27 protein-coding genes are annotated in these 22,098 nt (G+C 43.6%); 16 read left to right on the top strand and 11 right to left on the bottom strand.

Annotation, left to right across the window (positions count from 1 at the left end; all coding sequences use genetic code 11):
- Both PHR02_RS08565 and waaF read left to right on the top strand, forming a co-directional pair.
- The coding region (locus PHR02_RS08565) for a glycosyl hydrolase (protein ID WP_299991079.1) at window positions 1-1,207 on the top strand (1,207 nt) is incomplete at its 5' end.
- The gene (gene waaF, locus PHR02_RS08560) at window positions 1,204-2,163 is read left to right on the top strand and encodes a lipopolysaccharide heptosyltransferase II (RefSeq protein WP_299991077.1); all 960 of its coding nucleotides are present in this window, start codon (window positions 1,204-1,206) and stop codon (window positions 2,161-2,163) included. The genes PHR02_RS08565 and waaF, both read left to right, overlap by 4 nt.
- A 118-nt stretch (window positions 2,164-2,281) precedes the next feature.
- Here the strand turns inward: waaF and PHR02_RS08555 are convergent, their stop codons facing one another.
- From PHR02_RS08555 to rfaD, 3 genes are read right to left on the bottom strand one after another with little or no spacing between them, the layout of a single operon-like run.
- Window positions 2,282-2,869: a YfaZ family outer membrane protein gene (locus PHR02_RS08555; RefSeq protein WP_299991075.1), complete on the bottom strand. Its 588-nt coding sequence runs from the start codon at window positions 2,867-2,869 to the stop codon at window positions 2,282-2,284.
- A complete protein-coding gene (rfaE1, locus tag PHR02_RS08550; protein ID WP_299991073.1) occupies window positions 2,863-4,296 on the bottom strand; it encodes a D-glycero-beta-D-manno-heptose-7-phosphate kinase in 1,434 nt (477 codons plus the stop codon). Before rfaE1 ends, PHR02_RS08555 begins: the two co-directional genes overlap by 7 nt.
- Window positions 4,293-5,303 (bottom strand): ADP-glyceromanno-heptose 6-epimerase, encoded by a 1,011-nt coding sequence (gene rfaD / locus PHR02_RS08545; RefSeq protein WP_299991070.1) that lies wholly within the window; start codon window positions 5,301-5,303, stop codon window positions 4,293-4,295. The genes rfaE1 and rfaD overlap by 4 nt, the downstream gene beginning before the upstream one ends.
- A gap of 123 nt (window positions 5,304-5,426) precedes the next feature.
- Between rfaD and PHR02_RS08540 the strand changes: the two genes are divergently transcribed.
- Both PHR02_RS08540 and PHR02_RS08535 read left to right on the top strand, forming a co-directional pair.
- Window positions 5,427-5,723, top strand: a complete 297-nt coding sequence (locus tag PHR02_RS08540) for a c-type cytochrome (RefSeq protein ID WP_299991068.1) — start codon at window positions 5,427-5,429, stop codon at window positions 5,721-5,723.
- A 286-nt stretch (window positions 5,724-6,009) separates the two neighbouring features.
- A complete protein-coding gene (locus PHR02_RS08535; protein ID WP_299991081.1) occupies window positions 6,010-7,308 on the top strand; it encodes a hemolysin family protein in 1,299 nt (432 codons plus the stop codon).
- 8 nt (window positions 7,309-7,316) lie between these two features.
- Here PHR02_RS08535 and ccoS read toward each other — a convergent pair whose 3' ends face one another.
- The 6 genes from ccoS to trpS form a co-directional block, all read right to left on the bottom strand.
- Window positions 7,317-7,538: a cbb3-type cytochrome oxidase assembly protein CcoS gene (gene ccoS, locus PHR02_RS08530; RefSeq protein WP_299991065.1), complete on the bottom strand. Its 222-nt coding sequence runs from the start codon at window positions 7,536-7,538 to the stop codon at window positions 7,317-7,319.
- A gap of 110 nt (window positions 7,539-7,648) precedes the next feature.
- Window positions 7,649-10,042 carry a heavy metal translocating P-type ATPase gene (locus PHR02_RS08525; RefSeq protein ID WP_299991063.1) on the bottom strand — a complete coding sequence of 798 codons (2,394 nt, stop codon included), beginning with the start codon at window positions 10,040-10,042 and terminating at the stop codon, window positions 7,649-7,651.
- Window positions 10,035-10,514 carry an asparaginase domain-containing protein gene (locus tag PHR02_RS08520; protein WP_299991062.1) on the bottom strand — a complete coding sequence of 160 codons (480 nt, stop codon included), beginning with the start codon at window positions 10,512-10,514 and terminating at the stop codon, window positions 10,035-10,037. Before PHR02_RS08520 ends, PHR02_RS08525 begins: the two co-directional genes overlap by 8 nt.
- Complete coding sequence (gene gmhB, locus PHR02_RS08515) at window positions 10,514-11,017, bottom strand: D-glycero-beta-D-manno-heptose 1,7-bisphosphate 7-phosphatase (RefSeq protein WP_299991061.1); 504 nt, start codon at window positions 11,015-11,017, stop codon at window positions 10,514-10,516. Before gmhB ends, PHR02_RS08520 begins: the two co-directional genes overlap by 1 nt.
- A gap of 1 nt (window position 11,018) precedes the next feature.
- The gene (locus PHR02_RS08510) at window positions 11,019-11,606 is read right to left on the bottom strand and encodes a D-sedoheptulose 7-phosphate isomerase (RefSeq protein ID WP_299991059.1); all 588 of its coding nucleotides are present in this window, start codon (window positions 11,604-11,606) and stop codon (window positions 11,019-11,021) included.
- A gap of 11 nt (window positions 11,607-11,617) precedes the next feature.
- The gene (gene trpS, locus PHR02_RS08505) at window positions 11,618-12,583 is read right to left on the bottom strand and encodes a tryptophan--tRNA ligase (RefSeq protein ID WP_299991058.1); all 966 of its coding nucleotides are present in this window, start codon (window positions 12,581-12,583) and stop codon (window positions 11,618-11,620) included.
- 105 nt (window positions 12,584-12,688) lie between these two features.
- Here trpS and raiA point away from each other — a divergent pair, with 105 nt between their 5' ends.
- The 4 genes from raiA to PHR02_RS08485 all read left to right on the top strand — a co-directional run bounded on the left by raiA (window position 12,689) and on the right by PHR02_RS08485 (window position 14,410).
- Complete coding sequence (raiA, locus tag PHR02_RS08500) at window positions 12,689-13,027, top strand: ribosome-associated translation inhibitor RaiA (RefSeq protein ID WP_299991056.1); 339 nt, start codon at window positions 12,689-12,691, stop codon at window positions 13,025-13,027.
- Between the two features lie 3 nt (window positions 13,028-13,030).
- Window positions 13,031-13,462 carry a thioredoxin TrxC gene (gene trxC, locus PHR02_RS08495; RefSeq protein ID WP_299991054.1) on the top strand — a complete coding sequence of 144 codons (432 nt, stop codon included), beginning with the start codon at window positions 13,031-13,033 and terminating at the stop codon, window positions 13,460-13,462.
- 57 nt (window positions 13,463-13,519) lie between these two features.
- A complete protein-coding gene (locus tag PHR02_RS08490) occupies window positions 13,520-13,966 on the top strand; it encodes a CopD family protein (RefSeq protein ID WP_299991052.1) in 447 nt (148 codons plus the stop codon).
- Window positions 13,967-14,128: 162 nt separating this feature from the next.
- Window positions 14,129-14,410 carry a GIY-YIG nuclease family protein gene (locus PHR02_RS08485; RefSeq protein WP_299991050.1) on the top strand — a complete coding sequence of 94 codons (282 nt, stop codon included), beginning with the start codon at window positions 14,129-14,131 and terminating at the stop codon, window positions 14,408-14,410.
- A gap of 106 nt (window positions 14,411-14,516) precedes the next feature.
- Here PHR02_RS08485 and PHR02_RS08480 read toward each other — a convergent pair whose 3' ends face one another.
- Both PHR02_RS08480 and der read right to left on the bottom strand, forming a co-directional pair.
- Window positions 14,517-14,867 (bottom strand): hypothetical protein, encoded by a 351-nt coding sequence (locus PHR02_RS08480; protein WP_299991048.1) that lies wholly within the window; start codon window positions 14,865-14,867, stop codon window positions 14,517-14,519.
- A 205-nt stretch (window positions 14,868-15,072) separates the two neighbouring features.
- Window positions 15,073-16,602, bottom strand: coding sequence for a ribosome biogenesis GTPase Der (der, locus tag PHR02_RS08475; RefSeq protein ID WP_299991047.1), 1,530 nt, complete (start codon window positions 16,600-16,602; stop codon window positions 15,073-15,075).
- A 127-nt stretch (window positions 16,603-16,729) separates the two neighbouring features.
- Between der and PHR02_RS08470 the strand changes: the two genes are divergently transcribed.
- The 8 genes from PHR02_RS08470 to PHR02_RS08435 all read left to right on the top strand — a co-directional run bounded on the left by PHR02_RS08470 (window position 16,730) and on the right by PHR02_RS08435 (window position 22,009).
- Window positions 16,730-17,179 carry a phosphoribosyltransferase family protein gene (locus PHR02_RS08470; protein WP_299991046.1) on the top strand — a complete coding sequence of 150 codons (450 nt, stop codon included), beginning with the start codon at window positions 16,730-16,732 and terminating at the stop codon, window positions 17,177-17,179.
- Window positions 17,180-17,248: 69 nt separating this feature from the next.
- Window positions 17,249-18,406 (top strand): methionine adenosyltransferase, encoded by a 1,158-nt coding sequence (gene metK / locus PHR02_RS08465; protein WP_299991044.1) that lies wholly within the window; start codon window positions 17,249-17,251, stop codon window positions 18,404-18,406.
- A 114-nt stretch (window positions 18,407-18,520) separates the two neighbouring features.
- Entirely contained in the window at window positions 18,521-18,805 is a 285-nt protein-coding gene (locus PHR02_RS08460) for a 4Fe-4S dicluster domain-containing protein (protein WP_299991042.1), read from the top strand.
- Window positions 18,806-18,949: 144 nt separating this feature from the next.
- On the top strand, window positions 18,950-19,363 hold the full coding sequence (gene ndk, locus PHR02_RS08455) for a nucleoside-diphosphate kinase (RefSeq protein ID WP_294897272.1): 414 nt from the start codon (window positions 18,950-18,952) through the stop codon (window positions 19,361-19,363).
- Between the two features lie 5 nt (window positions 19,364-19,368).
- Complete coding sequence (locus PHR02_RS08450; protein ID WP_299991040.1) at window positions 19,369-19,740, top strand: YceD family protein; 372 nt, start codon at window positions 19,369-19,371, stop codon at window positions 19,738-19,740.
- A gap of 101 nt (window positions 19,741-19,841) precedes the next feature.
- Complete coding sequence (rpmF, locus tag PHR02_RS08445; RefSeq protein ID WP_013461018.1) at window positions 19,842-19,991, top strand: 50S ribosomal protein L32; 150 nt, start codon at window positions 19,842-19,844, stop codon at window positions 19,989-19,991.
- Between the two features lie 3 nt (window positions 19,992-19,994).
- Window positions 19,995-20,984 carry a phosphate acyltransferase PlsX gene (gene plsX, locus PHR02_RS08440; RefSeq protein WP_299991038.1) on the top strand — a complete coding sequence of 330 codons (990 nt, stop codon included), beginning with the start codon at window positions 19,995-19,997 and terminating at the stop codon, window positions 20,982-20,984.
- A gap of 26 nt (window positions 20,985-21,010) precedes the next feature.
- Window positions 21,011-22,009 (top strand): beta-ketoacyl-ACP synthase III, encoded by a 999-nt coding sequence (locus tag PHR02_RS08435; RefSeq protein ID WP_299991036.1) that lies wholly within the window; start codon window positions 21,011-21,013, stop codon window positions 22,007-22,009.
- Window positions 22,010-22,098: the final 89 nt, after the last annotated feature.

Genomic DNA, 22,098 nt, shown 5'->3' with positions numbered 1-22,098 from the left:
ACTCAAACGCACCATGCGCCGCAGTGCCCTTTTCTCTTTGATTAAAACCTTTTTAATTGCTCTAATCACTTTACCTATTGCCATCTTCGCCATCCCTTTTTTAAAACGTAGAGACATTAGAGGGGATGATTTCTTCGGTATGGGGGTCAATCTGGATAAAGAACCCAATACGACACCCTACCTCATCGATGAACTTGGGGTTCAAAAGCTTCTCATCCGTATTCCGTTATGGGAAATGGAGCGGCTCCATGAATACGTAACGTTTATTCGCAGTTTTGAAAACAAGCAGATCACCGTTGCGCTGCTCCAAGATCGCGAACACGTCACAACCCCTGATATGAGCAGAGATCATTTCATCCAGATTTTTGAAGCATTAGAGGGGATATGCACTACCTATGTGATCGGAAGTACTATTAACCGCTCAAAATGGGGATTTTTTAGCGTCAATGAATATCTCGATTTTTACGCGATTGCGTATGACCTCAAACAAAAACGCTTTCCCCACCTCAAACTAATCGGCTCACAGGTCATCGATTTTGAATTCCATTTTAGCGCCCATACCCTCTTTAACTGGAAAAATATTCGATACGATGCGATTGGGAGCCTCCTCTACGTCGATCGTCGTGGTGCCCCTGAAAATCTTCAAATGGGGTTTAACCTCGTCGAAAAAATCCGTCTCCTTGCCACACTCGCGCAAATGTCCCCTAAAAGCAATGGGGAGATTATCATCACCGAAACCAACTGGCCGATCACCAATACCGCCCCTTATGCTCCTACCAGTGAACATGAATGCGTGAGTGAAGAGGAATATGCCGATTTTATGGTTCGCTACCACCTCCTCGCCTTTGCCTCACAGCACGCATCGAGCGTGTATTGGCATCAACTCATCGCTCCGGGATATGGATTGATCGACAATCGTGAGGGTATCATCCGTAAGCGGAGCGCTTTTTTTGCCTATAAAATGATGCTAGAGCAAATGAGAGAAGCATCGATGGTGGGGTATGGTATCAAACAAGGACGCCACACGATGCTATGCGAAACACCGCATGGGCTTTTACACATCGAATGGCTCGAATCTGGAACACTCGACGTCCCATTAACCGAAGCGGTAGAAGTGACCTATAGGGATGGAAAGTGTGAAAACACTGATACCTTGAATCTGAGCAGTTCACCAATTTATTACACTACCGCGCTGGAACCTCTATGAAAATTCTCATTATCCTCCCAAATTGGCTCGGCGATGCCGTTATGGCGACACCTGCGATCGAAGCGCTTTGCACCCTCTATCCTGATGCAGAGCTGACGCTGGTCGGTTCCTACGTCAGTATCGAAGCACTTAAATATCATCCCCTATGCAAACGTCATTATGTTGATGAAACAAAAAAACAAGGGAACCGCTTTCTCAATACCTACCGATTTGCTAAAGCGTTAGGCAAACACGATATGGCGATTACGTTTCGTAATCAACTCCACTCCTCTCTTTTACTGTTTTGGAGTGATACACCGATCACAGCGGGGCGGAAAAGCTGGCATACGTCATTTTTGCTCAATCACCCCATCAAACCATCACACCCCGCTCATCTGGTAGAGCAATACCGAGATATAGCTCAATCCCTAACCCGTAAACCTCTCGTAATCGAACATTTAAAACTTCATATCCCATCCCATCACTATTCACGTCCAACGCTTGGAATCAATCCCGGGGCAACGTACGGCAGTGCCAAACGGTGGTATCCCGAAAAATTTGCCGAAGTGGCACGGGCGTATAGTGATCGTTTTGACATAATTCTCTTTGGTGGACCCAATGAAGTGGGGATGGCGAACGATATTGAATCACGTCTCAATGGAATCAATATCACCAATCTCGCAGGAAAAACATCCATAGCCGAACTGTGCAGTTTTATCGGTGGATTGGATCTCTTTATCACCAACGACAGTGGTCCTATGCACGTTGCAGCAGCCTATCAAGTGCCGACCGTCGCAATATTTGGTCCGACACGCCATTTGGAGACATCGCAGTGGATGAATGAGAAAAGCTATATTGTTCGACATGATATGAAGTGTGCACCGTGTATGAAGCGTGAGTGCCCGCTAGGACATCATGAGTGTATGAAAAACATTACGGCTGAAGAAGTTATAGAAGCGGTAAAAAAACTAATGTAATTTATCCTCTAAGCATCCAAAAAGCCGTGTTCGTGGCAGAAGTGCCAAACGATGCACGAGCGGTTTGCTTAGGGGATGAGGCTTTTTTGCTACTTTTTTACCGGTCTAAAAAAGTAGGTTAAAAATCGAGTCTCATCCCAAAATACCACGAATCATTATACGTCACATCACTACTTTTGAGATCCGTATCGATCTTGCGATACCCCACTTCAAGTCGTCCATTTTCAATCGGTTCAACATCGAGATGAATACGGGTTTCCAAATAACCATCCCCCTCTTTAAAACTCAATGCCGATGGAGCATAATAGAGTGCTCCGCCGAGATAAACAGGGAATGGAGCATTAATAGGTAATTCCAATTCCGCTTCTGCCCCCAGCGGAATAGCCGCATAACGACGACCGTCGATAGTCGTATATTCACCTTTGATCCCTAGACCTAATCTGAGTCCAGGAACTCCCTGAACCGGACGCATCACCATAAATGACACCTCCATCAACGGATCGGGATCATTGATTGTTTGAGAATTGTTATTATCCCCGTTTAAAAATCGAGCACCGATATAGGTATTACTCATCGCATTTCCCATACGCCCCATATCAAGACGAATTTGCCCTTCAACCTCTTTATCATTTACATTTGCTTCGATTTGATGCGCTGCGTAAGCGCCGCTGCTGATTAGAGCCATTAAAACTATTTTTTTTAACATGTTGTTCCTTCATTAATACGTGCAATCGTAGCGGTGGTACTTTTACCATCTACAAACTGCACCAATCGTAATTCTCCAGCAAATTCCGCTCCAACGACGCTTTTGCCTTCATAATCGCCCCCTTTTACCAAAATATCGGGTGCAATATTTTTAATCAATTCATGCGGTGTCTCTTCACTAAATAACACCACATAATCGACCGATTCGAGAGCCGCTAAAATATAGGCACGATCGGCTTCACTGTTTACGGGGCGAGTTGGCCCTTTGAGTTCTCTTACCGAACTATCAGAGTTAACCCCTACAATCAACACGTCTCCGTAACTTTTCGCCTCTTGAAGATATTTAACATGCCCCACATGGAGAATATCAAAACAGCCGTTGGTGAATACAACCTTTTTCCCCTCAGATTTCAAGCGCTTAGCGAGAAGATAAATCTCTTCTTTGGTTTTGATATGCTTGTCCGACGTACTTTGATGTAAGCTAGATTCATACACTTCTATTTCATTCAAGGTGACCGTAGCTGAGCCAATTTTTCCGACAACAACGGCAGCTGCATGATTCGCAAACGGCGCGGCTTCATCAATGGTATACCCGCAACTAAGGGCAAACGAAAGTGATGCGATTACCGTATCCCCTGCACCTGTGACATCATAAACCTCTTTAGCAACCGTTGGAAAACGGCGCATGCTCTTGTCATAGATAGCTATCCCATCTTCCGAGAGGGTAATCATCGAACATTCCAATGAACAGGTATCTTTCAGACTTATGAGAGCTTTTTGTAAACTTTTCTCATCATTAATAACAATACCGGTCGCTTCAGAAGCCTCTTTTTTATTCGGAGTTAGGAGATATGCCCCACGGTACTTACGATAGTCTTTCCCTTTTGGATCAACCAACACCTTTTTACTTGCCGCTTTTGCCGCCGCGATCACTCCGCCGGCAACCGCGTCGGTAATGACCCCTTTTCCATAATCGGAGAGGATAATAATGTCACAACTATCGATCACATCAATCACATACGAGACGATGGAGCGTTCACTCATTTTATCAATCACCTCTTTGGATTCATTGTCGTAACGCAAAATCTGTTGGTTCGAAGCGATAACTCGGCTTTTTTTGGAAGTTTTTCGTCCCTGCTGGAGTATTAATCCTTTGCTAGAAGCTCCGATAGAAGCGAGCATCGAGAGGAGTTCTTTTCCATTCTCATCATTGCCGATCACACCGGCAACGCTTACACGTGCACCTAGCGCGACAAGATTGTTAATAACATTCCCCGCACCTCCCAAAACGGTCGTTTCACGCGTAATATCCACAATCTGTACTGGAGCCTCAGGACTGATTCGTTCACACCCTCCCCACAAATAGTGATCAATCATCAAATCTCCGATGACGAGGATATGAGGCTGAGCGTTGTGTAACGATTTCATGAAAGCTCCTGCTCAAATAGACGCTTGATCTCCGGGACATACGCAGCGATCCCCTCCTCAAATTCAAACCGTGGGTTATACCCTAACACACTCTGCGTCGTTTCAATATCCGCTTCGGTATGAAACTGATAACGCCCAACGTATGGGTTCGGAATATATTCGCAAACATACGATGTCCCTAGTTCACGTTGCAGAATATCGACCATCGATTGAAATGAGCGCGCTTTACCCGTACCGACATTAAATACACCGCTTTCTTTTGGGTGCATGGCGAGGATATTGGCTTGGATAATATCTTCGATGTAAATAAAATCACGCAAAATAGCATCAGAGTTTTCAAAAAGTTTCGGATTTTTTCCCGCTAAAAGCTGATGAGCGAACTGCACCACCATCGACGAGGTTTTGTTCTTAAAAAATTCTCTCGGGCCGTAAACATTGAAATAACGCAATCCGACGATACTGATATGATCGTGAGCCGAAGCGTATTGATGGGCTAAATGATCCATCATCAGTTTCGAGAAACCGTAAACATTTTGAGGAGCTTCTCGTCCAACACGTTGTGGAGAGGGAGCATCACCGTACGTTGCACCGGATGAAGCATAAATCATATTAGCTCCGTGTACAACGGCGATATCGAGTAGGTCTTTAAACGCATTGACGTTCGTTTGGATCATGAGATCTTGTTCTAATGCCGTTGTATCCGAAATGGCTGCTTCATGAAAAATATAATCAAATTTATAATTTTGGGCAAGCTTTGCAAGGAGCAATTGATCATTAATATCACCGCTAATCACTTCACCGCTAAATCCGAGAAGATTTTTGAAATGTCCGAAACTTTTGAGGTTTCCGTTGGAGAGAGTCAAATTAGAGCGAAAAAGATCCAATACTACAATATGAGCTTGTGGAAAATGCTCCTGAAAATAAAAAGCGAGGTTTGAGCCAATAAAACCAGCCCCTCCCGTGATCAAAATGGTTTTTCGGTTTAAATCTACGTCACTGTAGCGCATAAAGAGTCCTTAGATAAAGGTAGTGTCATATTGTAACAAACTCTTTATTAAAGGTTAAACAGTTAGAGTGATTTAAGATTGATAGGAATATAATAGCGTTCAAATTTTTAATGGAGAAAACAAATGAAAAAAATTGCTCTTGCAATGTTGTTCGCTGGCGTATCTTTGATGGCTGCTGATGGAAAAGCTTTGGCTGGTAAATGTGCTGCTTGTCATGGTGCTAGCTTCGAAAAAGTAGCTCTTGGTAAATCTGCAGTTGTTAAAGGTCAATCAGCTGGTGCTATCGAAACTTCACTCAAAGGTTACAAAGCTGGTACTTTGAACAAAGCCGGTATGGGTGCATTGATGAAAGGTCAAGTTGCTACTATGTCAGATGCTGATATCAAAGCTCTTGCTTCTTACATCGCAGGAATTAAGTAATTATTTAATTCACAAAGGGAGCAAAGCCCCCTTTGCTACGCTAACGCTAGGTTCTCTTCAGCAGAGAGCTCACGTGCAGCAAACCGCACTTCATCCTAACAAATCTCCGTTCCTTTAAAATAATGCGTCTAGCAACGAGAAATTAATTTTTTTTGTTTTCAAAAATTTTAAACAATATTATAACTTTACTCCACTATAATACCGAAACTCGATTATGCATTATTGGTCATAATCATAAAAATTATATCAAAGAGGTTTTTTGGAATCGGATTTACGATCCGCTGCAATGGTTATTGCAGCATTATTTTTAGTTTTACTCAACGGTTTTTTCGTCCTTTCGGAATTTGCTATCGTCAAAGTGAGGCGTAGCAAGCTCGAAGAGATGGCAAAACAAGGCAAACCCAATGCTTCTTTAGCACTCAAGATGTCAAATTCCCTTGACACCTATCTCAGTGCTACACAACTGGGAATTACCCTCTCGTCTCTTGCTTTAGGTTGGATCGGTGAACCAGCACTAGCGAGGCTGATCGAACCGACTTTTACCTATTTCTTTGGAGACAACCCTGTATTATTGCATACGGTTAGTTTTACCATCGCATTTACTGTTATTACTTTTCTACACGTTGTTTTTGGAGAGCTGATTCCTAAATCGGTCGCTATTGCAAAAGCGGAAACAATGGCGTTGATCATCGCGAAACCTTTATACCTATTTTGGCTTTTGTTTTTTCCCCTTATCCGCTTTTTCGATATCGTGGCCTCATTTTTTCTCAAAAGAATGGGCATTACACCAGCATCCGAACATGAGTTAGCTCACTCTGAAGAGGAGATTCGAATCATCGTCAATGAAAGTTTCAGAGGTGGATACATCGACTCCGTAGAGAGTGAAATCATCAAAAATGCCGTTGATTTCTCTGAAACCGTAGCGAGAGAGATTATGACTCCGAGAAAAGATATGGTGTGTATCAATTCGGAAAAATCGTTTGAAGAGAATGTTTCTCTGATCACAACAACACGCTATACCCGATATCCCTATTGCCACGGCGGTAAAGATAATATTAGCGGTATGATTCATACCCGTGATTTGCTAAATAGCGCGTTGAACCATCAAATTGTTGATATGGCTCAGTTTGCCAGACCAATTATCATGGTCCCTGAAAATGCTTCGATTTCCAATATTTTGACAAAAATGAATAAAGAACGTATCCATATTGCTTTGGTCGTAGATGAATATGGCGGCACATCAGGATTACTGACGATGGAAGACATCCTCGAAGAGATTGTCGGAGACACTAGCGATGAACACGATAGCAACAATGAAATGATCCGTAAAATTGATGAGTATACGTATGAATTTGACGGGATGGTTAATCTTGAAAAAGTTGAAGAGATTATGGAAGCCGTTTTTGATGAAGCAGAGCAATCGGTAACGATTGGCGGAAGAGTTTTTAACCTGATCGGTCGATTACCTGAAGTTGGTGATATTACCAATGACGAAATTTGTAGTTATGAGATTTTAGAGATCAATCACAAACGGATTAAAAAACTTTTATGTAAAAAACTGGTGAATGAAATGACCCAAAAGTAGAGACCTTTTTACTCCGGTCGATACGCTTCAGTTTTATTCACTGACTCTTTTTTACGCTGTTGATTCGCTGCATCGTTGAGTTCACTCTCATCATCATACTGTACTTGATTCATCATTTTTTTCTCATCGTCAAACTGACCGTTTTTGATTCCCCATAAAAATGCGGCCAATGCGATAGCCCCTAAAAAAAGCGATGCACCGAGCATCATTGCCACTACCCAAGAATCCATAATAACCTACCTTTTATACACCAAAGGAATACATCCCTTTGGTTACGTTAACACTGGGTTCTCTTCGGCAGAGAACCCGCGCGCAGTAAACCGCACTTACAATTTTACCTTTATTTATACAACCAACGTACTCGCATCGAGTTTCCGACAACGAGGAGCGAACTAAATGACATTGAAATCGCGGCAATGAGAGGGATCACATACCCCATCATCGCAAGAGGGATCGTAATCGAATTATAGACGAGTGAAATCCCAAGGTTTTGTTTGATAAGCCCATAGGTTTTACGGCTGATCACGAATGCTTCGGCGAGCGAAGTCAACGAATCGTTCATCAATACCACATCACTCACCTCGATCGCGATATCACTGCCATTTCCCATCGCAATCGCGATATCCGAAGCAGCCAGTGCCAACAGGTCATTAACCCCATCCCCCGCCATCACGACAATATGTCCCAGCGCATGAGCTGACTCGATAAAGTCCGCTTTACCATCAGGGGTTAAATGCGCATAAACTTCTTCAATCCCGACCTCATGAGCAACTCTCAGAGCCGCCGCTTCATGATCTCCCGTCAGCATCACCACACGAAGATTCAAGTTTCTCAAAACTTCGATAGACTCTCGTCCTTTTTCTTTCGGAAGGTCGCGTAACTCATACATCGCAACCAATCGATTCTCTACGGCATAATAAAAAATACTTTTATCGCTCGTAGAACCCACTTCAATCCCGAGTTCTTGCATCAAAAGGGCATTCCCCCCGGCGATCATAGCCCCCTTAGAGCGTCCAACCATTCCGCGAGCGGGAATCTCGCGCGCCTCTTCGATAGTGCCGGGCTCAATACTCTCTTCACTCCGTTCCAGATACTCCATCACCCCTCGACTGATCGGATGCTTCGAGGAGGAGACGAGAGTATGCAAAGCACCCGTATCAAAAGGGGTGTGAATCGTGGCATAAACCACTTCAGGACGTCCCATCGTGATCGTCCCCGTTTTATCCAGAACTACCATCGTTGCTTTTGCCATCGTCTCGATCTGTGCCGCCGATTTAAACAAAATCCCCCGCTTAGCCCCGAGTGCCAATCCTACCAACGTCGCCACCGGAGTCGCAAGAGCCAGCGCACACGGGCACGCGATGATAATAACCGAGATCCCCACCATGAGGGAGCGGTCAAAGGTGTGCGGCCAAAAATACCATGTCCAAAAGGTTGCTATCGCCAAAAATAAAATGGTGGAAGAGAAATGCTGAGAGAGGCGATTCGCCAGCTGCTCAATCGAGGGTTTCTGCGCCATAGCATTCTCGAGCAAGTTGACAAGATTAGAGAGGGTCGAGTGGGCAAAATCTTTGGTAGAACGATAATGGATCAGGGCATCGATACTCGTCGTTCCACTGATGATTTTGTCCCCAAGACGTTTAAAGATCGGCTCCGATTCTCCCGTGAGATTACTTTCATCGAAGCTCCCCTCCCCTGAAATCACTTCGCCGTCAATTGCGGAACGTTCACCGCTTCGGATAAGTATCACATCTCCTACTTTTACCTCATTCACATCGACGGAGCGGATAGACTCCCCCTCCACAATACTCACTTCGCGCGGAATATGTTTACCGATGATATCGAGGGTATCGGCGGCATTTTTACGGCTAAGCACCTCGAGAAATTTTCCAAAGAGGACAAAGGTGATGATCATCGCCACCGAATCGAAATAGGCTTCCCCTTTTTCAAACAGGGTGATATAGATAGAATAGAGATAGGCCAAACTCGATCCCGTAACGACGAGTAAATCCATCGTCACTGCATGATTACGCAACCCGTAATAAGCACCACGATAAAAAATCCATCCGCTGTAAAAGAGTACCGGAGTCGCCAACACCCACTCGGCAATATTCAAAATGGTCTTAATATCTTGTGTAATTCCCGTAAAATACCCCGCGTATTGAGCCACGGCAATCCACATCATATTCATCGTCGCAAACGTTGCAACCGCCATACGGAGATAATAATCTTTCCGCTCTTTATTGGCACGTACTTCTTGAAGTGAAGAGTCATACGGGAATGCGTTGTATCCGATGGCACGGATCATATCGATAATTGCAGAGAGCTTGACCGATTCAGGGTTCCACGTAATACGCGCTTTATTGTTCGTATAGTTGATATGCGCCTCGATAACCCCTTCCATTTTATGGAGTGCCTTTTCATTGAGCCATACACACGCTGCACAATGTATCCCCTCGATGACTAAAGAGACTTGAGAAAGCCCCTCTTTGGTGGTCGTTACAAACCGCTCACTAAACGCAGGGGTATCGAAATTGGAACTCGCTTCGAACTGCTCAGTAGGAGGAGAGAGGGTTGTATCCCCCATTTTAGAGTAAAAACTTTCCAACCCTTCATCTTTGAGGAGGTGAAAAATTCCGCGACACCCATTGCAACAAAAGCGATATTCACCATCATGGATCATTACATCATCGCTAAATTCCAGATGACAGTGATCGCATTTAACTTTAGACATATTCGAACTTCCCTGCGATCTTATTTTTTTTAACCTGTTTAAAACTGCTCATAACACCTTGAATCACAATGTGCACCCCTACCGGTGCATGTTGTGCATATCCCATCGCCATTGCCATATTTGCCGTAGCCTCTATCGGATCAATACCAAAAGGGATCATTGCACCGGTAAACACAACAACTTTATCCAATCCTAAACTGTCCACATAAGTTGCACTTAGATCCATCGTGTCGGTTCCATGAATTACGATAATCGTTTTTTCATCGGCATGCATGATCGTTTGTGCCAACAAGGAGCGATCGTGATTATCCATCTCCAAAGAGTCTTTATAAATAACTCCTTGAAGAGAAATATCAACCGCCAAAGAACCCAATATTGCTTCAACCGCTGCATTATCTTTTGGAACAAACAATTCTCCACGTATCGGATCATACCGCTTGTTAAATGTGCCGCCCGTATTAATGATACGCATCAAAGTAACTCCCGTAATGAGTGGATTATTGTATTCGCTTTTGAACTATCGGCTTCTGTAGATAAGAGAATATTCATCCCGACCCCCGCTTTAAGTGAAGCTTCAATATCTCGTTCATTATCTCCGATCATCACTGATGCCGCCATATCAAGCTCATATTCTCTCTGTGCAGAGAGAAACATTCCCGGTTCAGGCTTACGACAGTCACAGGTACCGTCAATACTCTCATGGTGAGGGCAATGATAAATATGGGTAATCGTAATACCAAGCCCTTTAAAATGTTCCACCATCCATCGGCTCAGATGAGCGAAATCTTCCTCGGTGTAATAGCCCCGTGAAATCCCCGATTGATTGGTAACGATAATAATGAGATATCCTTGCTCTGCATAAGCACGACATACCTCTACGATTCCATCCATAAGTTCAAAATCTTCGATTTTATGCAGATAATTTTTCTCAATATTTACAACACCGTCACGATCCAGAAACAGGGCTTTATTCACCTTATGCTACTCCGCCGCCAAAAAGCTCTTTTTCGATGATATCGCAGAGGATATGTCCGATCAAAATATGAGACTCTTGGATACGTGGCGTAGCATTAGAGGGGATAATAATCGCATAATCGGCCATCGCTGCCATTTTGCCACCGTCACGTCCGACGAGGGCAACCGTAGTCACACCTCGATCTTTCGCCGATTCAAACGCGTTAATGATATTTTGCGAATTTCCCGACGTGGAGATACCGATAAAAAGATCACCCTCTTGCGCCATCCCCTCCAACTGACGGGAGAATACTTTGTCATAGCCGTAATCGTTTCCGATTGCCGTAAGGTTAGAGGTATCGGTTGTCAGTGCCAATGAGGGGATAGAGGGACGATCAAACCCATAACGCCCCACCAATTCCGCTGCGATATGCTGTGCATCAGCCGCCGAACCGCCATTTCCTGCCAACATTGTTTTTTTGCCGTGACGATACACTTCCACACACGCTTGCGCTACGGTGACGATCATCTCCAAAAGTGCCTCATTTTCTAAAATAGCTTGCTTGGTCGCTGCCGAATCGGCGATTTGTTTGATAATATAATTTTTCATTTGTGTTTCCTTTAGTACGTAATACCCGTAACCGAACGGACTTTTTCCATAATCGGTTGCGCTTGAGCACTCGCTTTTGCCGCACCCAGTTTCAAAAGTTCACGCACTTCGTCTTGATTGTTTTCGAAATGCTCACGACGTTCACGATAGGGACGAAAGTATTCCCAAATCACATCATGAGTATAGAGTTTGAAATGACCATGCCCCTCGCCGCCTCGCTTATAGCGATCTTGAAGTGCTGAACACTCTTCATAATCCAAAAAGAGTTTGGCGATGTTATAGACATTGCACCCCTCAAATTCTTTCGGATCTTCCATCGGTACCGCTTCGGTCACAATCTTTTTGATAATCTTGGACTGCATTTTTTCTTCACTAAAAATCGGAATCGTATTGCCATAACTCTTCGACATCTTCTGCCCGTCGATTCCCGGAACGGTGGCTACGTTCTCATCGACACGAAACTCTGGGATCGTAAAAATATCGCCGTATTGGTTGTTAAACTTGATCGCGATATCACGGGCAATCTCAACGTGCTGAATCTGATCTTTCCCAACAGGTACCACCTCTGAGCCGAACAACAAGATGTCAGCCGCCATGAGGACAGGATAGGAAAAAAGACTATGATTACTTGCAATCCCTTTGGCTACTTTGTCTTTGTAGCTGTGGGCCCGCTCCAACAATCCCATCGGAGTAAAGCCGGAGAGGACCCAATAAAGCTCTAGCACCTCTTTCACATCCGACTGTACCCAAAAGGTACTTTTCTGCGGGTCCATCCCCAGCGCTAAAAAATCCGTTGCCGCTTGCATTGTCAGCTTAGATAACCGCTCACCCTCGCTGAGAGAACTCATCGCATGATAATTGGCGATAAACGCAAATACCTCATGATCGTTTTGTGATTCGATCATTGCTTTGATCGAACCGAAATAGTTCCCAATATGTAAATCACCTGATGGTTGAATACCCGTTAATACTCGCACAATAACTCCTTGAACATAAAGTAATTTTACCGCAGAGTCTCTTAAGCTTCCTCTTAAGAAAAGATATGCTATATTTTTCCATAGTTCAACACAAAAGGATTTACAATGAATGTCCAAATTCGCTCCAAAGAAATAAAACTTACTCAACATCTAAACGACCATATTGCACTCGCTATTGAAAATTTCAAGCGTTATCATTTAGACATTACAACGGTCAATGTTATGATCACCAAAGAGAAAAAAGGGGTCGGTGTCGAATTTGACATGCACATCGCCCATGCACAACCCGTCGTTATTTCCGATGTCGATGAAGATATAGATACTGCCATCGATATGGCAATTGAGCGTGCCAACAAAGCTCTTCGCCGCCTCCATGACAAAGTCAAAGATCACCATGCCACCTCGCTTCGTGAAATTGAGCTTGTTGAAGAGGCTGCGGAGTAATCCATGTCTAAAATCAATGTCGTTTGCCCCCATTGCGGGGGCGTAAATGCCATTCCTCTAAAAGAGACTTATGCAAAAGCCGCCTGCGGTCACTGCAAAGGCTCCCTTCTCGATACCAAACCCATCTCCGTAGACGCATCGTCGTTTGATCGGTTAATGCTCAATGATGAACGACTTATTATCGCTGATTTTTGGGCACCGTGGTGTGGACCGTGTCGAAGCATGGCACCCTCGTTCGAAGAGGCGGCACGTCAATTTCCCCTCAAAGCCCAATTTATAAAAATCAACACCGAAGAGCAGCAGCATCTCGGAGGACGTTTCGGTATCCGATCCATCCCCACGGTCATCGCCTTTAGAAATAACCGTATCGTCGATCAGTTCAGCGGTGCCTTACCGACTCCTCAAATTATCGCTTTTGTCAAAAAACACCTATAGCGATTAATCTTTTTTAGATACCCTACCGTTTAATTTCACACTCACAGGATGGTAAGCATGTACAATTGGATGCTTTGGTTTCATATTATTTCGATGGTTTCATGGTTTGCGGTGCTCTTTTATCTCCCCCGTCTTTTCGTTTACCACGTTGAAAATGGAACGAATCAAGGATTTATCGAGGTCGTCGAAGTGATGGAGATGAAGATTTATAAATACATCGGAGTTCCCTCTTTTTGGGCAACATTACTCTCCGGGATTGCGTTGATCGCTATGTCGACACAGCAGTATAACGGGGTTAATGTATTTCAAATGGGGGGATGGATGCACGCCAAACTGACGCTAGTAGCTGTTTTGACCGCCTATTTTTTCTCTCTCGGACATTACCGCCTCAAGCTCAAAGAGAACACAGCCTATAAAAGTGGAAAGTTTTTTCGGATATATAATGAAATTCCGACGCTCTTACTGATGGGGATCGTTGCTCTCGTCGTCGTTAAACCGTTTTAACTCTCTCCGTTCGTGTTCTTTCTCCGTTCGCCCTGAGCCTGTCGAAGGGTAAACGGAGTTTTATTTCTCCCGTTCGTGGTGAGCCTGTCGAACCATGAACATCCCCTTATAAATATTCACCCTTCGACTAGCTCAGGGCGAACGGAATAATAAAGGACAATCATGCCTTTTCACGTCTACATCCTCCACTGCTCCGACAACAGTTACTACACAGGTCACACCGATAATCTCGAAAAACGTCTCGCTGAACATATAAGCGGGGCGATACCGAGCTGTTACACATTCAAACGCCATCCCCTCACATTAGTTTTCTCGCAAGAATTTCCTACTCGTCAAGAAGCTTTAGCATCGGAACAACAGATAAAAGGGTGGAGCCGTAAAAAGAAAGAGGCGATGATTCGAGGGGATTGGGAAGAGGTGTCGAGGTTGGCTAAGTCGGTTTAGATGTCTCCGTTCGTGGTGAGCTTGTCGAACCATGAACATCTATGTGTATATTATTCACCCTTCGACAAGCTCAGGGCGAACGGGAGAATTAAATCTTTTCGTCTCGTCATTCCCGACTTGAACGAGAATCCATCTCATTTTTTTCATAAACATATAAAACAAGAAAAATTACTGCCGCGAATAAATGAGCTACTAATCCAAAAAATGACCATAAAATATATTTTTGATTCAATTGTTTAGATATAACATAAAGCCAAATAGCAACCACTACATGATGCAAATGGCTGAATACAATACTTATCCCTATCGAAGACCATAAGATAATCGAGGATAAATCATGAGATGCTTTGATGTATGATGTCAATATATAATCTATAAGCAAAGCAACTATAATAGCTGGTGCATACCAATAGATTAATCTTTCGATTTCTTTTCGCATATTCATATTTTCACTCATAATTATGATTTTTTGTTTCAAAGTAAATTATAGCGTAACCGATGAGTAAATTTTGTATGTATATTAAAGCTAGATTCCCGATCAAGTCGGGAATGACGAAGAAGGCATCCGTTCGCCCTGAGCTTGTCGAAGGGTAAACGGAGGGAGTTCATGGTTCGACAAGCTCACCACGAACGGGAGAATTATCGAAATAAGGGAGTGGAACTTACCACATCGACCGAGTTTTATGCGGTTTTGGTCTTCGATTAGTATTTTTCGCTTTCGCTTTGAAGAGTACCGGAGTCCCCTCGAAATCAAACTGCTCTCGTAACTGATTCGTCAAATATCGGCGATAACTGAAATGCAATCCTTGCGGTTTGTTCATGATGAGCGCAATACGCGGTGGGCGGATATCGTACTGCGTTGCGAAGTAAAGACGGATATTCATACCGTTGATACTCGGCAAGATATGTTTGCGCATTGCAGTTTGGATAACCTCGTTGAGTTTACCGGTAGAGATACGCTGTGAATAGTTCTCATTGATTTTGAGGAGCATATCAAAGATTTTATGTACCCGTTGCTTACTCTGTGCGGAGATGGTAACGATTGGGGCATAACTCAAAAATTTAAAGCGATCGCGTACTTCTGCGATGATTTTGTCATAGTCCTCTCGCGGTGCCATATCCCATTTATTAAGAACGATCAAACACGCGAGACGATTTTTATCGACAAACCCTGCGATTTTCTCATCCAAATCCATAAACGGCTGTGACGCATCGAGAACAAGGAGGGCAATATCTGCCGTTTCCAACATCTCTTCGGTACGCATAAGGGCGTATTTTTCGATTCCGAGAATTTTCCCCCGTTTACGAATCCCTGCGGTATCAATAAAAGTAATCTGTTTATCCGCATACTCTATCGTTTCATCGATTGGGTCGATGGTTGTCCCCGCGACAGAACTAACCACCGAACGATCTTCTCCAAGCAATGCGTTAAGCAATGAGCTTTTCCCGACGTTGACACGACCGATGATCGCTACTTTCATCTGATTAACATCACCCGCTTCGTACTCTTTGACGATTCCGCGATACGCCTCTTCGAGTGCTTCGATCGAGGTTTCCTCTTCTTCATCATCCTCTTCAGGAATAAAGAACCCATCGTCCTCATCCTCATCGAATTCTTCATCATCCGAAGAGGCTTTTAATGCCGCATCGAATCCATCCATATCATCATCTTCTGCCATTTCGGCTTCAGGTTTAACGATAGCAGATTCAGGAAGTTCCGAAGCGATCCAATTTAAAAGAGGCAAAACTGAACGGTTATGAGATACCGAAATACCAAAAATGCGTTCGGTTCCAAACTCATAATATTCCCAAAGCTTCTCTTGCATCTTGTCATTATCGATTTTATTAACCACCAACGCAATCGCTTTTCCCATCGATTCAAGTTCATAAAAAAGCTTTTTATCATCCTCTTCGGGGAGACTCTTACCGTCCACCATAAAGAGAATAATGTCCGCTTCATGTGCCGCTTTGAGAGATTTTTCTTTGATTCGATCAAAGAGCTCACACCCCTCATCCAATCCACCCGTATCGAGAATTTCGACCTCTTTGTCCACCACTACGGCAACACGTTTTTTGACATCACGTGTCGTCCCTGCTTGCTCAGAAGTGATCGCATCACGTTGTTTGAGCAAACGGTTAAATAGAGAACTTTTCCCGACGTTCGGACGACCGATAATCGCTAATTTTTTCATAGACTTCCTAGTATTTATGCCTTTGCGAGACGCTAATCTCGATTGGCTGCGCTTATGTTGCGTTTTAGTGCTGCGCTTTAATTGATATTTTATTATAGCGCAGATGCCCTTATGATATGATTTCAAAATGATATACTATGATTATAAACGATTTTGTGCCGACATCCAAATATTGGGCGAACAATGCACATCCTTCCAACCAGACACCATTATCGCCATAGCACGCGGAGGGATGACGCTCGCGCATGCCCTCTCCATGAGTTTAAATATCCGTAATCTACAAAGTATCCGTGTAGAGAGCTACGATGGTGATACACAACGTGAAAACGTTACGATTTTAGGAATGTGCGATCTTAGTAATTCCAAACGGGTTCTCATAGTTGATGACATTGTGGACAGTGGACAAACACTCGCAACTCTTATCCCTATTTTAACTGCAGAATATTCCCATTGCGATTTTAAAATTGCAACCCTATTTATGAAACCTACTGCACTTGTTCAACCCGACTTTTTCTTACATGAAGCTACGGATTGGATCGATTTCTTTTGGGAACGAGATTATCTGCAAAGCATTTAAAAAACTTAAAACACAATACGATATAATCCGCTCAACCACAAATATTTAACATTTCCTCTAAGGATATATATGCCTAAAGAATACATTTTCACCTCTGAATCGGTCACCGAGGGACATCCCGATAAAATGGCAGATCAGATAAGTGATGCAATCTTAGACTACATCATCGAACACGATCCTAAAGCACGCGTAGCCTGTGAAACCCTTGTTTCAAACGGTTTTTGTGTTATAGCCGGTGAGCTTAAGACTACAGCTTATGCCCCAATGCAAGAGATCGCTCGCCAAGTCGTTCGTGAAATCGGTTATACCGATGCAACTTATGGATTCGATTACCGCTCATGCGCTGTTTTGAACGGTATCGGGGAGCAATCACCGGATATCAACCAAGGCGTTGACCAAGAAGACGGTGAAATCGGTGCGGGAGACCAAGGATTGATGTTTGGTTACGCATGCAAAGAGACCGAAGTATTAATGCCGTTGCCGATTTACCTCTCTCATCGTCTTGCAGAGCGTTTGGCGCAAGTACGCAAAGAGGGGATCATCCCATACCTTCGTCCCGATGGCAAAACCCAAGTAAGTATCAAATACGTTGATGATAAACCGGTATCCGTTGAGACGGTTGTTGTATCAACTCAGCACGCCCCTGAAATTTCTCAGGAAAAGCTTCATGCCGATGTTATTGAAGAAGTGATCAAATATGTAATCCCCGCTGAACTCATGTCTCCAAATATCGTCTATCATATCAATCCTACAGGAAAATTCGTTATTGGCGGTCCTCAAGGCGATGCAGGACTTACGGGACGTAAAATTATCGTGGATACTTACGGCGGGGCATGTCCTCACGGCGGTGGTGCCTTCAGCGGAAAAGACCCGACTAAAGTGGACCGTTCTGCCGCTTACGCTGCCCGCTATGTTGCTAAAAATCTTGTCGCATCCGGCGCATGTGAGAGAGCAACAATTCAAGTATCGTATGCCATCGGGGTTGTTCAACCCATCTCCATTATGGTTAATTCCCACGGAACCGCCGTCGTGAGCGAAGAAAAAATCGAAGCGTGCGTTAAAGAGCTATTCAATCTTACCCCAAAAGGGATCATTGAATCGCTTGATCTGCTGCGCCCGATTTATCGAAAAACAGCAGCATATGGTCATTTTGGACGCGAACTTCCTGAATTCACATGGGAAAAAACAGACAAAGTGGATGCAATCAAAGCCTATCTAGGTCTCTAACTTAGACTTCCGTAACACTCTGCAAATAATCTTCATTCACCCGCCTTATTTTTTAGGTGGGTTTAAAATTCTTCTGTTATAGTTACCTCATATTTATCAACCAAGGAGAACCCTATGGCAGTAGTCATTAATGATACCTGTATTAACTGCGGCGCTTGCATCGACGAGTGTCCGGTAGAAGCGATTGTAGACGAGGACGATAACCCAACAGGTGAAGAAGTCTATTACGTTTATGCTGACAAATGTGTCGAGTGTGTCGGGCACCATGATGAGCCTGCATGTGCGACAGCGTGCCCTACTGAGGGTTGTATTACATGGGATGAAATCGGTGCTAGCCCAGCTCACCGTGATGATGTTACCGCTGATATGCGTTCTTCAAAAGCAAACGTCGTTAACTAATACATTTCATGATCAAAAGGAATTTTTTCCTTTTGGTTACGCACTTTTTACCCTTATTTCTCTCTTTCTTCATCTTTAATCTTACTTAAATTATTGTTTCGCTATAATCCCGTTCTATTTTTTACACACAAAACAGGAGCATTGATGGAACAAACATTGTCAATCATCAAGCCAGACGCCGTAGCAAAAGGTGTCATCGGTAAAATTTTGGATCGTTTCGAAAGTAACGGCCTTAAAATCGCGGCTATGAAAAAAGTTCAACTCTCACGTCAAGACGCAGAAGCGTTTTACGCAGTACACGCTGCACGCCCTTTCTTCAACGATCTCGTTGACTTTATGGTAAGCGGCCCGGTTGTTATCACCGTTCTTGAGGGTGAAAATGCTGTTCTTAAAAACCGTGACTTGATGGGTGCAACAAACCCTAAAGAAGCAGCAGCGGGAACTATTCGTGCAGATTTCGCTGAAAATATCGATGCAAATGCAGTTCACGGAAGTGACTCTGCTGAAAATGCGGCAATTGAAATCGCATTTTTCTTTTCAGGGCGCGAAATTTCGTAATTGCCATGAAAATAGCATTTAGAAAATTGGGCTCACAACCGCTTCATTTTGAGGCAAATAGTGACAATGCTCATTTTTCAGGTGATTTAATCCTGAAAAAAAGCAATCTTGCCCAATTAAACGGTACAATTACAGGGAGTATTTCGATTCCCTGTGACCTTTGTGCCGAAGAGGTAGAAAGATCTTTAAACGAAGATATCTCTTTTTGCCTTAGCGATGGGATTTATGAAGGAAACGACGAAGAGTTAGATGTCGTCGAAATTGACCAATCAATGATTGACTTGGAAGAGCTTCTAAAATCGGAAATCGAACTGATCAAAAGCGACTATTTTTGTTGCAAAAACTGCGAAGGGACCTCGTTAGATCGGGAGTTCTAAATGCAAAACTGGGTATCCTCTCTAAGGAAATACAGTGTTAACATAGCCAAGGGGATATATCTCCTTGGTGTTTAAATCTAAAAAAGAAAGGGATAAATACTATGGCAGTACCTAAAAGAAGAGTGAGTCATTCACGCGCCGCAAAACGCAGAACTCACTATAAAATTTCTCTTGCACGTCCGGTTAAAGATAAAGACGGCACGTACAAATTGTCTCACTATGTTAATCCAACAACCGGTGAGTATAAATAATCGATGATTAGAATTGCAATTGATGCAATGGGCGGGGACTTCGGTCCCGAACCGATTGTTAAAGGTACACTTGAAGCACTTAGAGAAAAGAGTTTTCAAGCAATTCTAGTTGGTAAAAAAGATGAGATTTTATCTTTATTACCCAAGGGCTATAAAGATAAGATTTTAATTGTCGAAGCGAATGATGTTATCGACATGGGTGACGCTGCTACTGACGCACTCAAACGTCAAGAAAGCTCTATCTATAAAGCAATTGAACTGGTCCGCAACGGTGAAGCAGATGGTGTTGTCAGTGCGGGTCATAGCGGTGCAACCATGACATTGGCAACACTGCGCCTCGGACGGCTCAAAAATGTTTTGCGTCCTGCATTGGTAACCTCAATGCCGACCAAAAGTGGCAAACGCAGTATCTTGATGGATGCCGGTGCCAATGTTGATTGTAAAGCAGAACACCTTTTTCAATTTGGCATTATGGGGTACTACTACGCTCAAGATATGTTCAAACTAGAGAATCCCCGCGTAGGATTACTGGCTAATGGTGAAGAAGATTCCAAAGGAAACGAAGTCACCAAAGAGACGTTTAAATTGCTTGAAGGTCAAAAAGGCTTCATCGGTAACGTAGAAGGTAACAATATCTTCGATGGCAGCTGTGATGTCATCGTTTGTGACGGATTTATTGGTAACCTCGTTCTCAAAGCATCCGAGGGAGTCGCTTCAACGATCGGTTACTTTATTAAAGAGTATATCCGAAAATCGCCGGTTGCAATTACCGGTGCACTGTTGATGCGTAAAGTATTTAAATTACTCAAAAAGCAGATTGATTATGCTGAAATCGGAGGAGCACCTTTGGTTGGTATCAAAGGGTGCGCTATCGTTAGTCACGGTAAAAGTAATCCAAAAGCGATTAAAAATGCTATTTTTCAAGCGATTCTTTATGTCAATACCGGCGTAAATGAACACATTGAAAAACGTCTAGAAGAGCTAAAAAAATAAACGTCGATCCCTTATAAAGGCTAATTATGTACGCTGCGTTTCGTTCCATCGGAGCTTATGTTCCCTCTAAAATCCTTACCAATGCTGAGCTTGAAGTAATGGTAGATACCACGGATGAGTGGATTACAAAACGCACCGGAATCAAAGAGCGTCATATTGCTGCAGAAAACGAAACAACCAGTGACATGGGAGTTAAAGCGGCTGAAAAAGCGATTGAGCGCTCAAGAATCGATAAAAGCCAAATCGATATGCTCATCTGTGCAACGATCTCCCCCGATTATTTTTGTATGCCCTCAACAGCAACTATCATCGCTACAAAACTCGGTCTAGAAAAAATCACCGCTTTTGACGTATCCGCTGCCTGTACCGGATTTGTCTATGCTCTGAGCATTGCAAAAGCATTTATCGAATCGGGAATGAAGAAAAATGTCCTCATCGTAGGAGCTGAACGCCTTAGCACGATTACCGACTACACCGATCGTGGAACCTGTATCCTCTTCGGTGACGGTGCTGGCGCAGCGGTAATCAGTGCAACAAACAATAAAGCAGAGGCCATCATCGATATTCACACGGGTTCAGATGGTTCATTTGCCGATTTATTGATGACACCGAACGGTGGAAGCGGCTCAGCGCACGATGAGCTTGACCGTGAAGCGGCAGGATGCTTTATGCGTATGAAAGGGAATGAAACCTTTAAAGTAGCGGTTCGTACCCTCACCAGTGACGTTATCGATATTTTAGAACAAAATAGTATCGCTTCATCTACCATTAAACACTTCGTCCCCCATCAAGCCAATTACCGCATCATCAAAGCGGTAGGTGACGCACTTGAACTCAAAGAGGAGCAAGTGGTACTCACGGTAGAAAAATACGGTAATACTTCCGGTGCCTCTATCCCTATGGCAATCAACGACATCTATGAATCAGGGCGTTTACAAGAGGGTGATTTGATGCTCCTCGATGCGTTCGGCGGTGGATTAACATGGGGAAGTGCTCTAGTTCCATTTGCCGGAAAAGGTAAATAACCACCCTCTTTCGCTACAATAAATGACTTTTTTTAAAGGTCATTTATGCTTTATTCCAATACTCTTATCACTATAGAACTTCACGAATC

The sequence above is a fragment of the Sulfuricurvum sp. genome (genome assembly GCF_028688295.1).
In the GTDB taxonomy this organism is placed as follows: Bacteria; Campylobacterota; Campylobacteria; order Campylobacterales; family Sulfurimonadaceae; genus Sulfuricurvum.
Note: the sequence above shows the minus strand (reverse complement) of the source record. Positions and strands in the feature narration are given on the sequence as shown.

Bases quoted from the DNA above. Each gene is read 5' to 3' on its own strand.
- waaF (WP_299991077.1), top strand. From the start codon at position 1,204: ATGAAAATTCTCATTATCCTCCCAAATTGGCTCGGCGATGCCGTTATG.
- PHR02_RS08555 (WP_299991075.1), bottom strand. From the start codon at position 2,869: ATGTTAAAAAAAATAGTTTTAATGGCTCTAATCAGCAGCGGCGCTTAC.
- rfaE1 (WP_299991073.1), bottom strand. From the start codon at position 4,296: ATGAAATCGTTACACAACGCTCAGCCTCATATCCTCGTCATCGGAGAT.
- rfaD (WP_299991070.1), bottom strand. From the start codon at position 5,303: ATGCGCTACAGTGACGTAGATTTAAACCGAAAAACCATTTTGATCACG.
- PHR02_RS08540 (WP_299991068.1), top strand. From the start codon at position 5,427: ATGAAAAAAATTGCTCTTGCAATGTTGTTCGCTGGCGTATCTTTGATG.
- PHR02_RS08535 (WP_299991081.1), top strand. From the start codon at position 6,010: ATGGTTATTGCAGCATTATTTTTAGTTTTACTCAACGGTTTTTTCGTC.
- ccoS (WP_299991065.1), bottom strand. From the start codon at position 7,538: ATGGATTCTTGGGTAGTGGCAATGATGCTCGGTGCATCGCTTTTTTTA.
- PHR02_RS08525 (WP_299991063.1), bottom strand. From the start codon at position 10,042: ATGTCTAAAGTTAAATGCGATCACTGTCATCTGGAATTTAGCGATGAT.
- PHR02_RS08520 (WP_299991062.1), bottom strand. From the start codon at position 10,514: ATGCGTATCATTAATACGGGCGGCACATTTAACAAGCGGTATGATCCG.
- PHR02_RS08510 (WP_299991059.1), bottom strand. From the start codon at position 11,606: ATGAAAAATTATATTATCAAACAAATCGCCGATTCGGCAGCGACCAAG.
- raiA (WP_299991056.1), top strand. From the start codon at position 12,689: ATGAATGTCCAAATTCGCTCCAAAGAAATAAAACTTACTCAACATCTA.
- trxC (WP_299991054.1), top strand. From the start codon at position 13,031: ATGTCTAAAATCAATGTCGTTTGCCCCCATTGCGGGGGCGTAAATGCC.
- PHR02_RS08490 (WP_299991052.1), top strand. From the start codon at position 13,520: ATGTACAATTGGATGCTTTGGTTTCATATTATTTCGATGGTTTCATGG.
- PHR02_RS08485 (WP_299991050.1), top strand. From the start codon at position 14,129: ATGCCTTTTCACGTCTACATCCTCCACTGCTCCGACAACAGTTACTAC.
- PHR02_RS08480 (WP_299991048.1), bottom strand. From the start codon at position 14,867: ATGAGTGAAAATATGAATATGCGAAAAGAAATCGAAAGATTAATCTAT.
- der (WP_299991047.1), bottom strand. From the start codon at position 16,602: ATGAAAAAATTAGCGATTATCGGTCGTCCGAACGTCGGGAAAAGTTCT.
- PHR02_RS08470 (WP_299991046.1), top strand. From the start codon at position 16,730: ATGATATACTATGATTATAAACGATTTTGTGCCGACATCCAAATATTG.
- metK (WP_299991044.1), top strand. From the start codon at position 17,249: ATGCCTAAAGAATACATTTTCACCTCTGAATCGGTCACCGAGGGACAT.
- PHR02_RS08460 (WP_299991042.1), top strand. From the start codon at position 18,521: ATGGCAGTAGTCATTAATGATACCTGTATTAACTGCGGCGCTTGCATC.
- ndk (WP_294897272.1), top strand. From the start codon at position 18,950: ATGGAACAAACATTGTCAATCATCAAGCCAGACGCCGTAGCAAAAGGT.
- PHR02_RS08450 (WP_299991040.1), top strand. From the start codon at position 19,369: ATGAAAATAGCATTTAGAAAATTGGGCTCACAACCGCTTCATTTTGAG.
- rpmF (WP_013461018.1), top strand. From the start codon at position 19,842: ATGGCAGTACCTAAAAGAAGAGTGAGTCATTCACGCGCCGCAAAACGC.
- plsX (WP_299991038.1), top strand. From the start codon at position 19,995: ATGATTAGAATTGCAATTGATGCAATGGGCGGGGACTTCGGTCCCGAA.
- PHR02_RS08435 (WP_299991036.1), top strand. From the start codon at position 21,011: ATGTACGCTGCGTTTCGTTCCATCGGAGCTTATGTTCCCTCTAAAATC.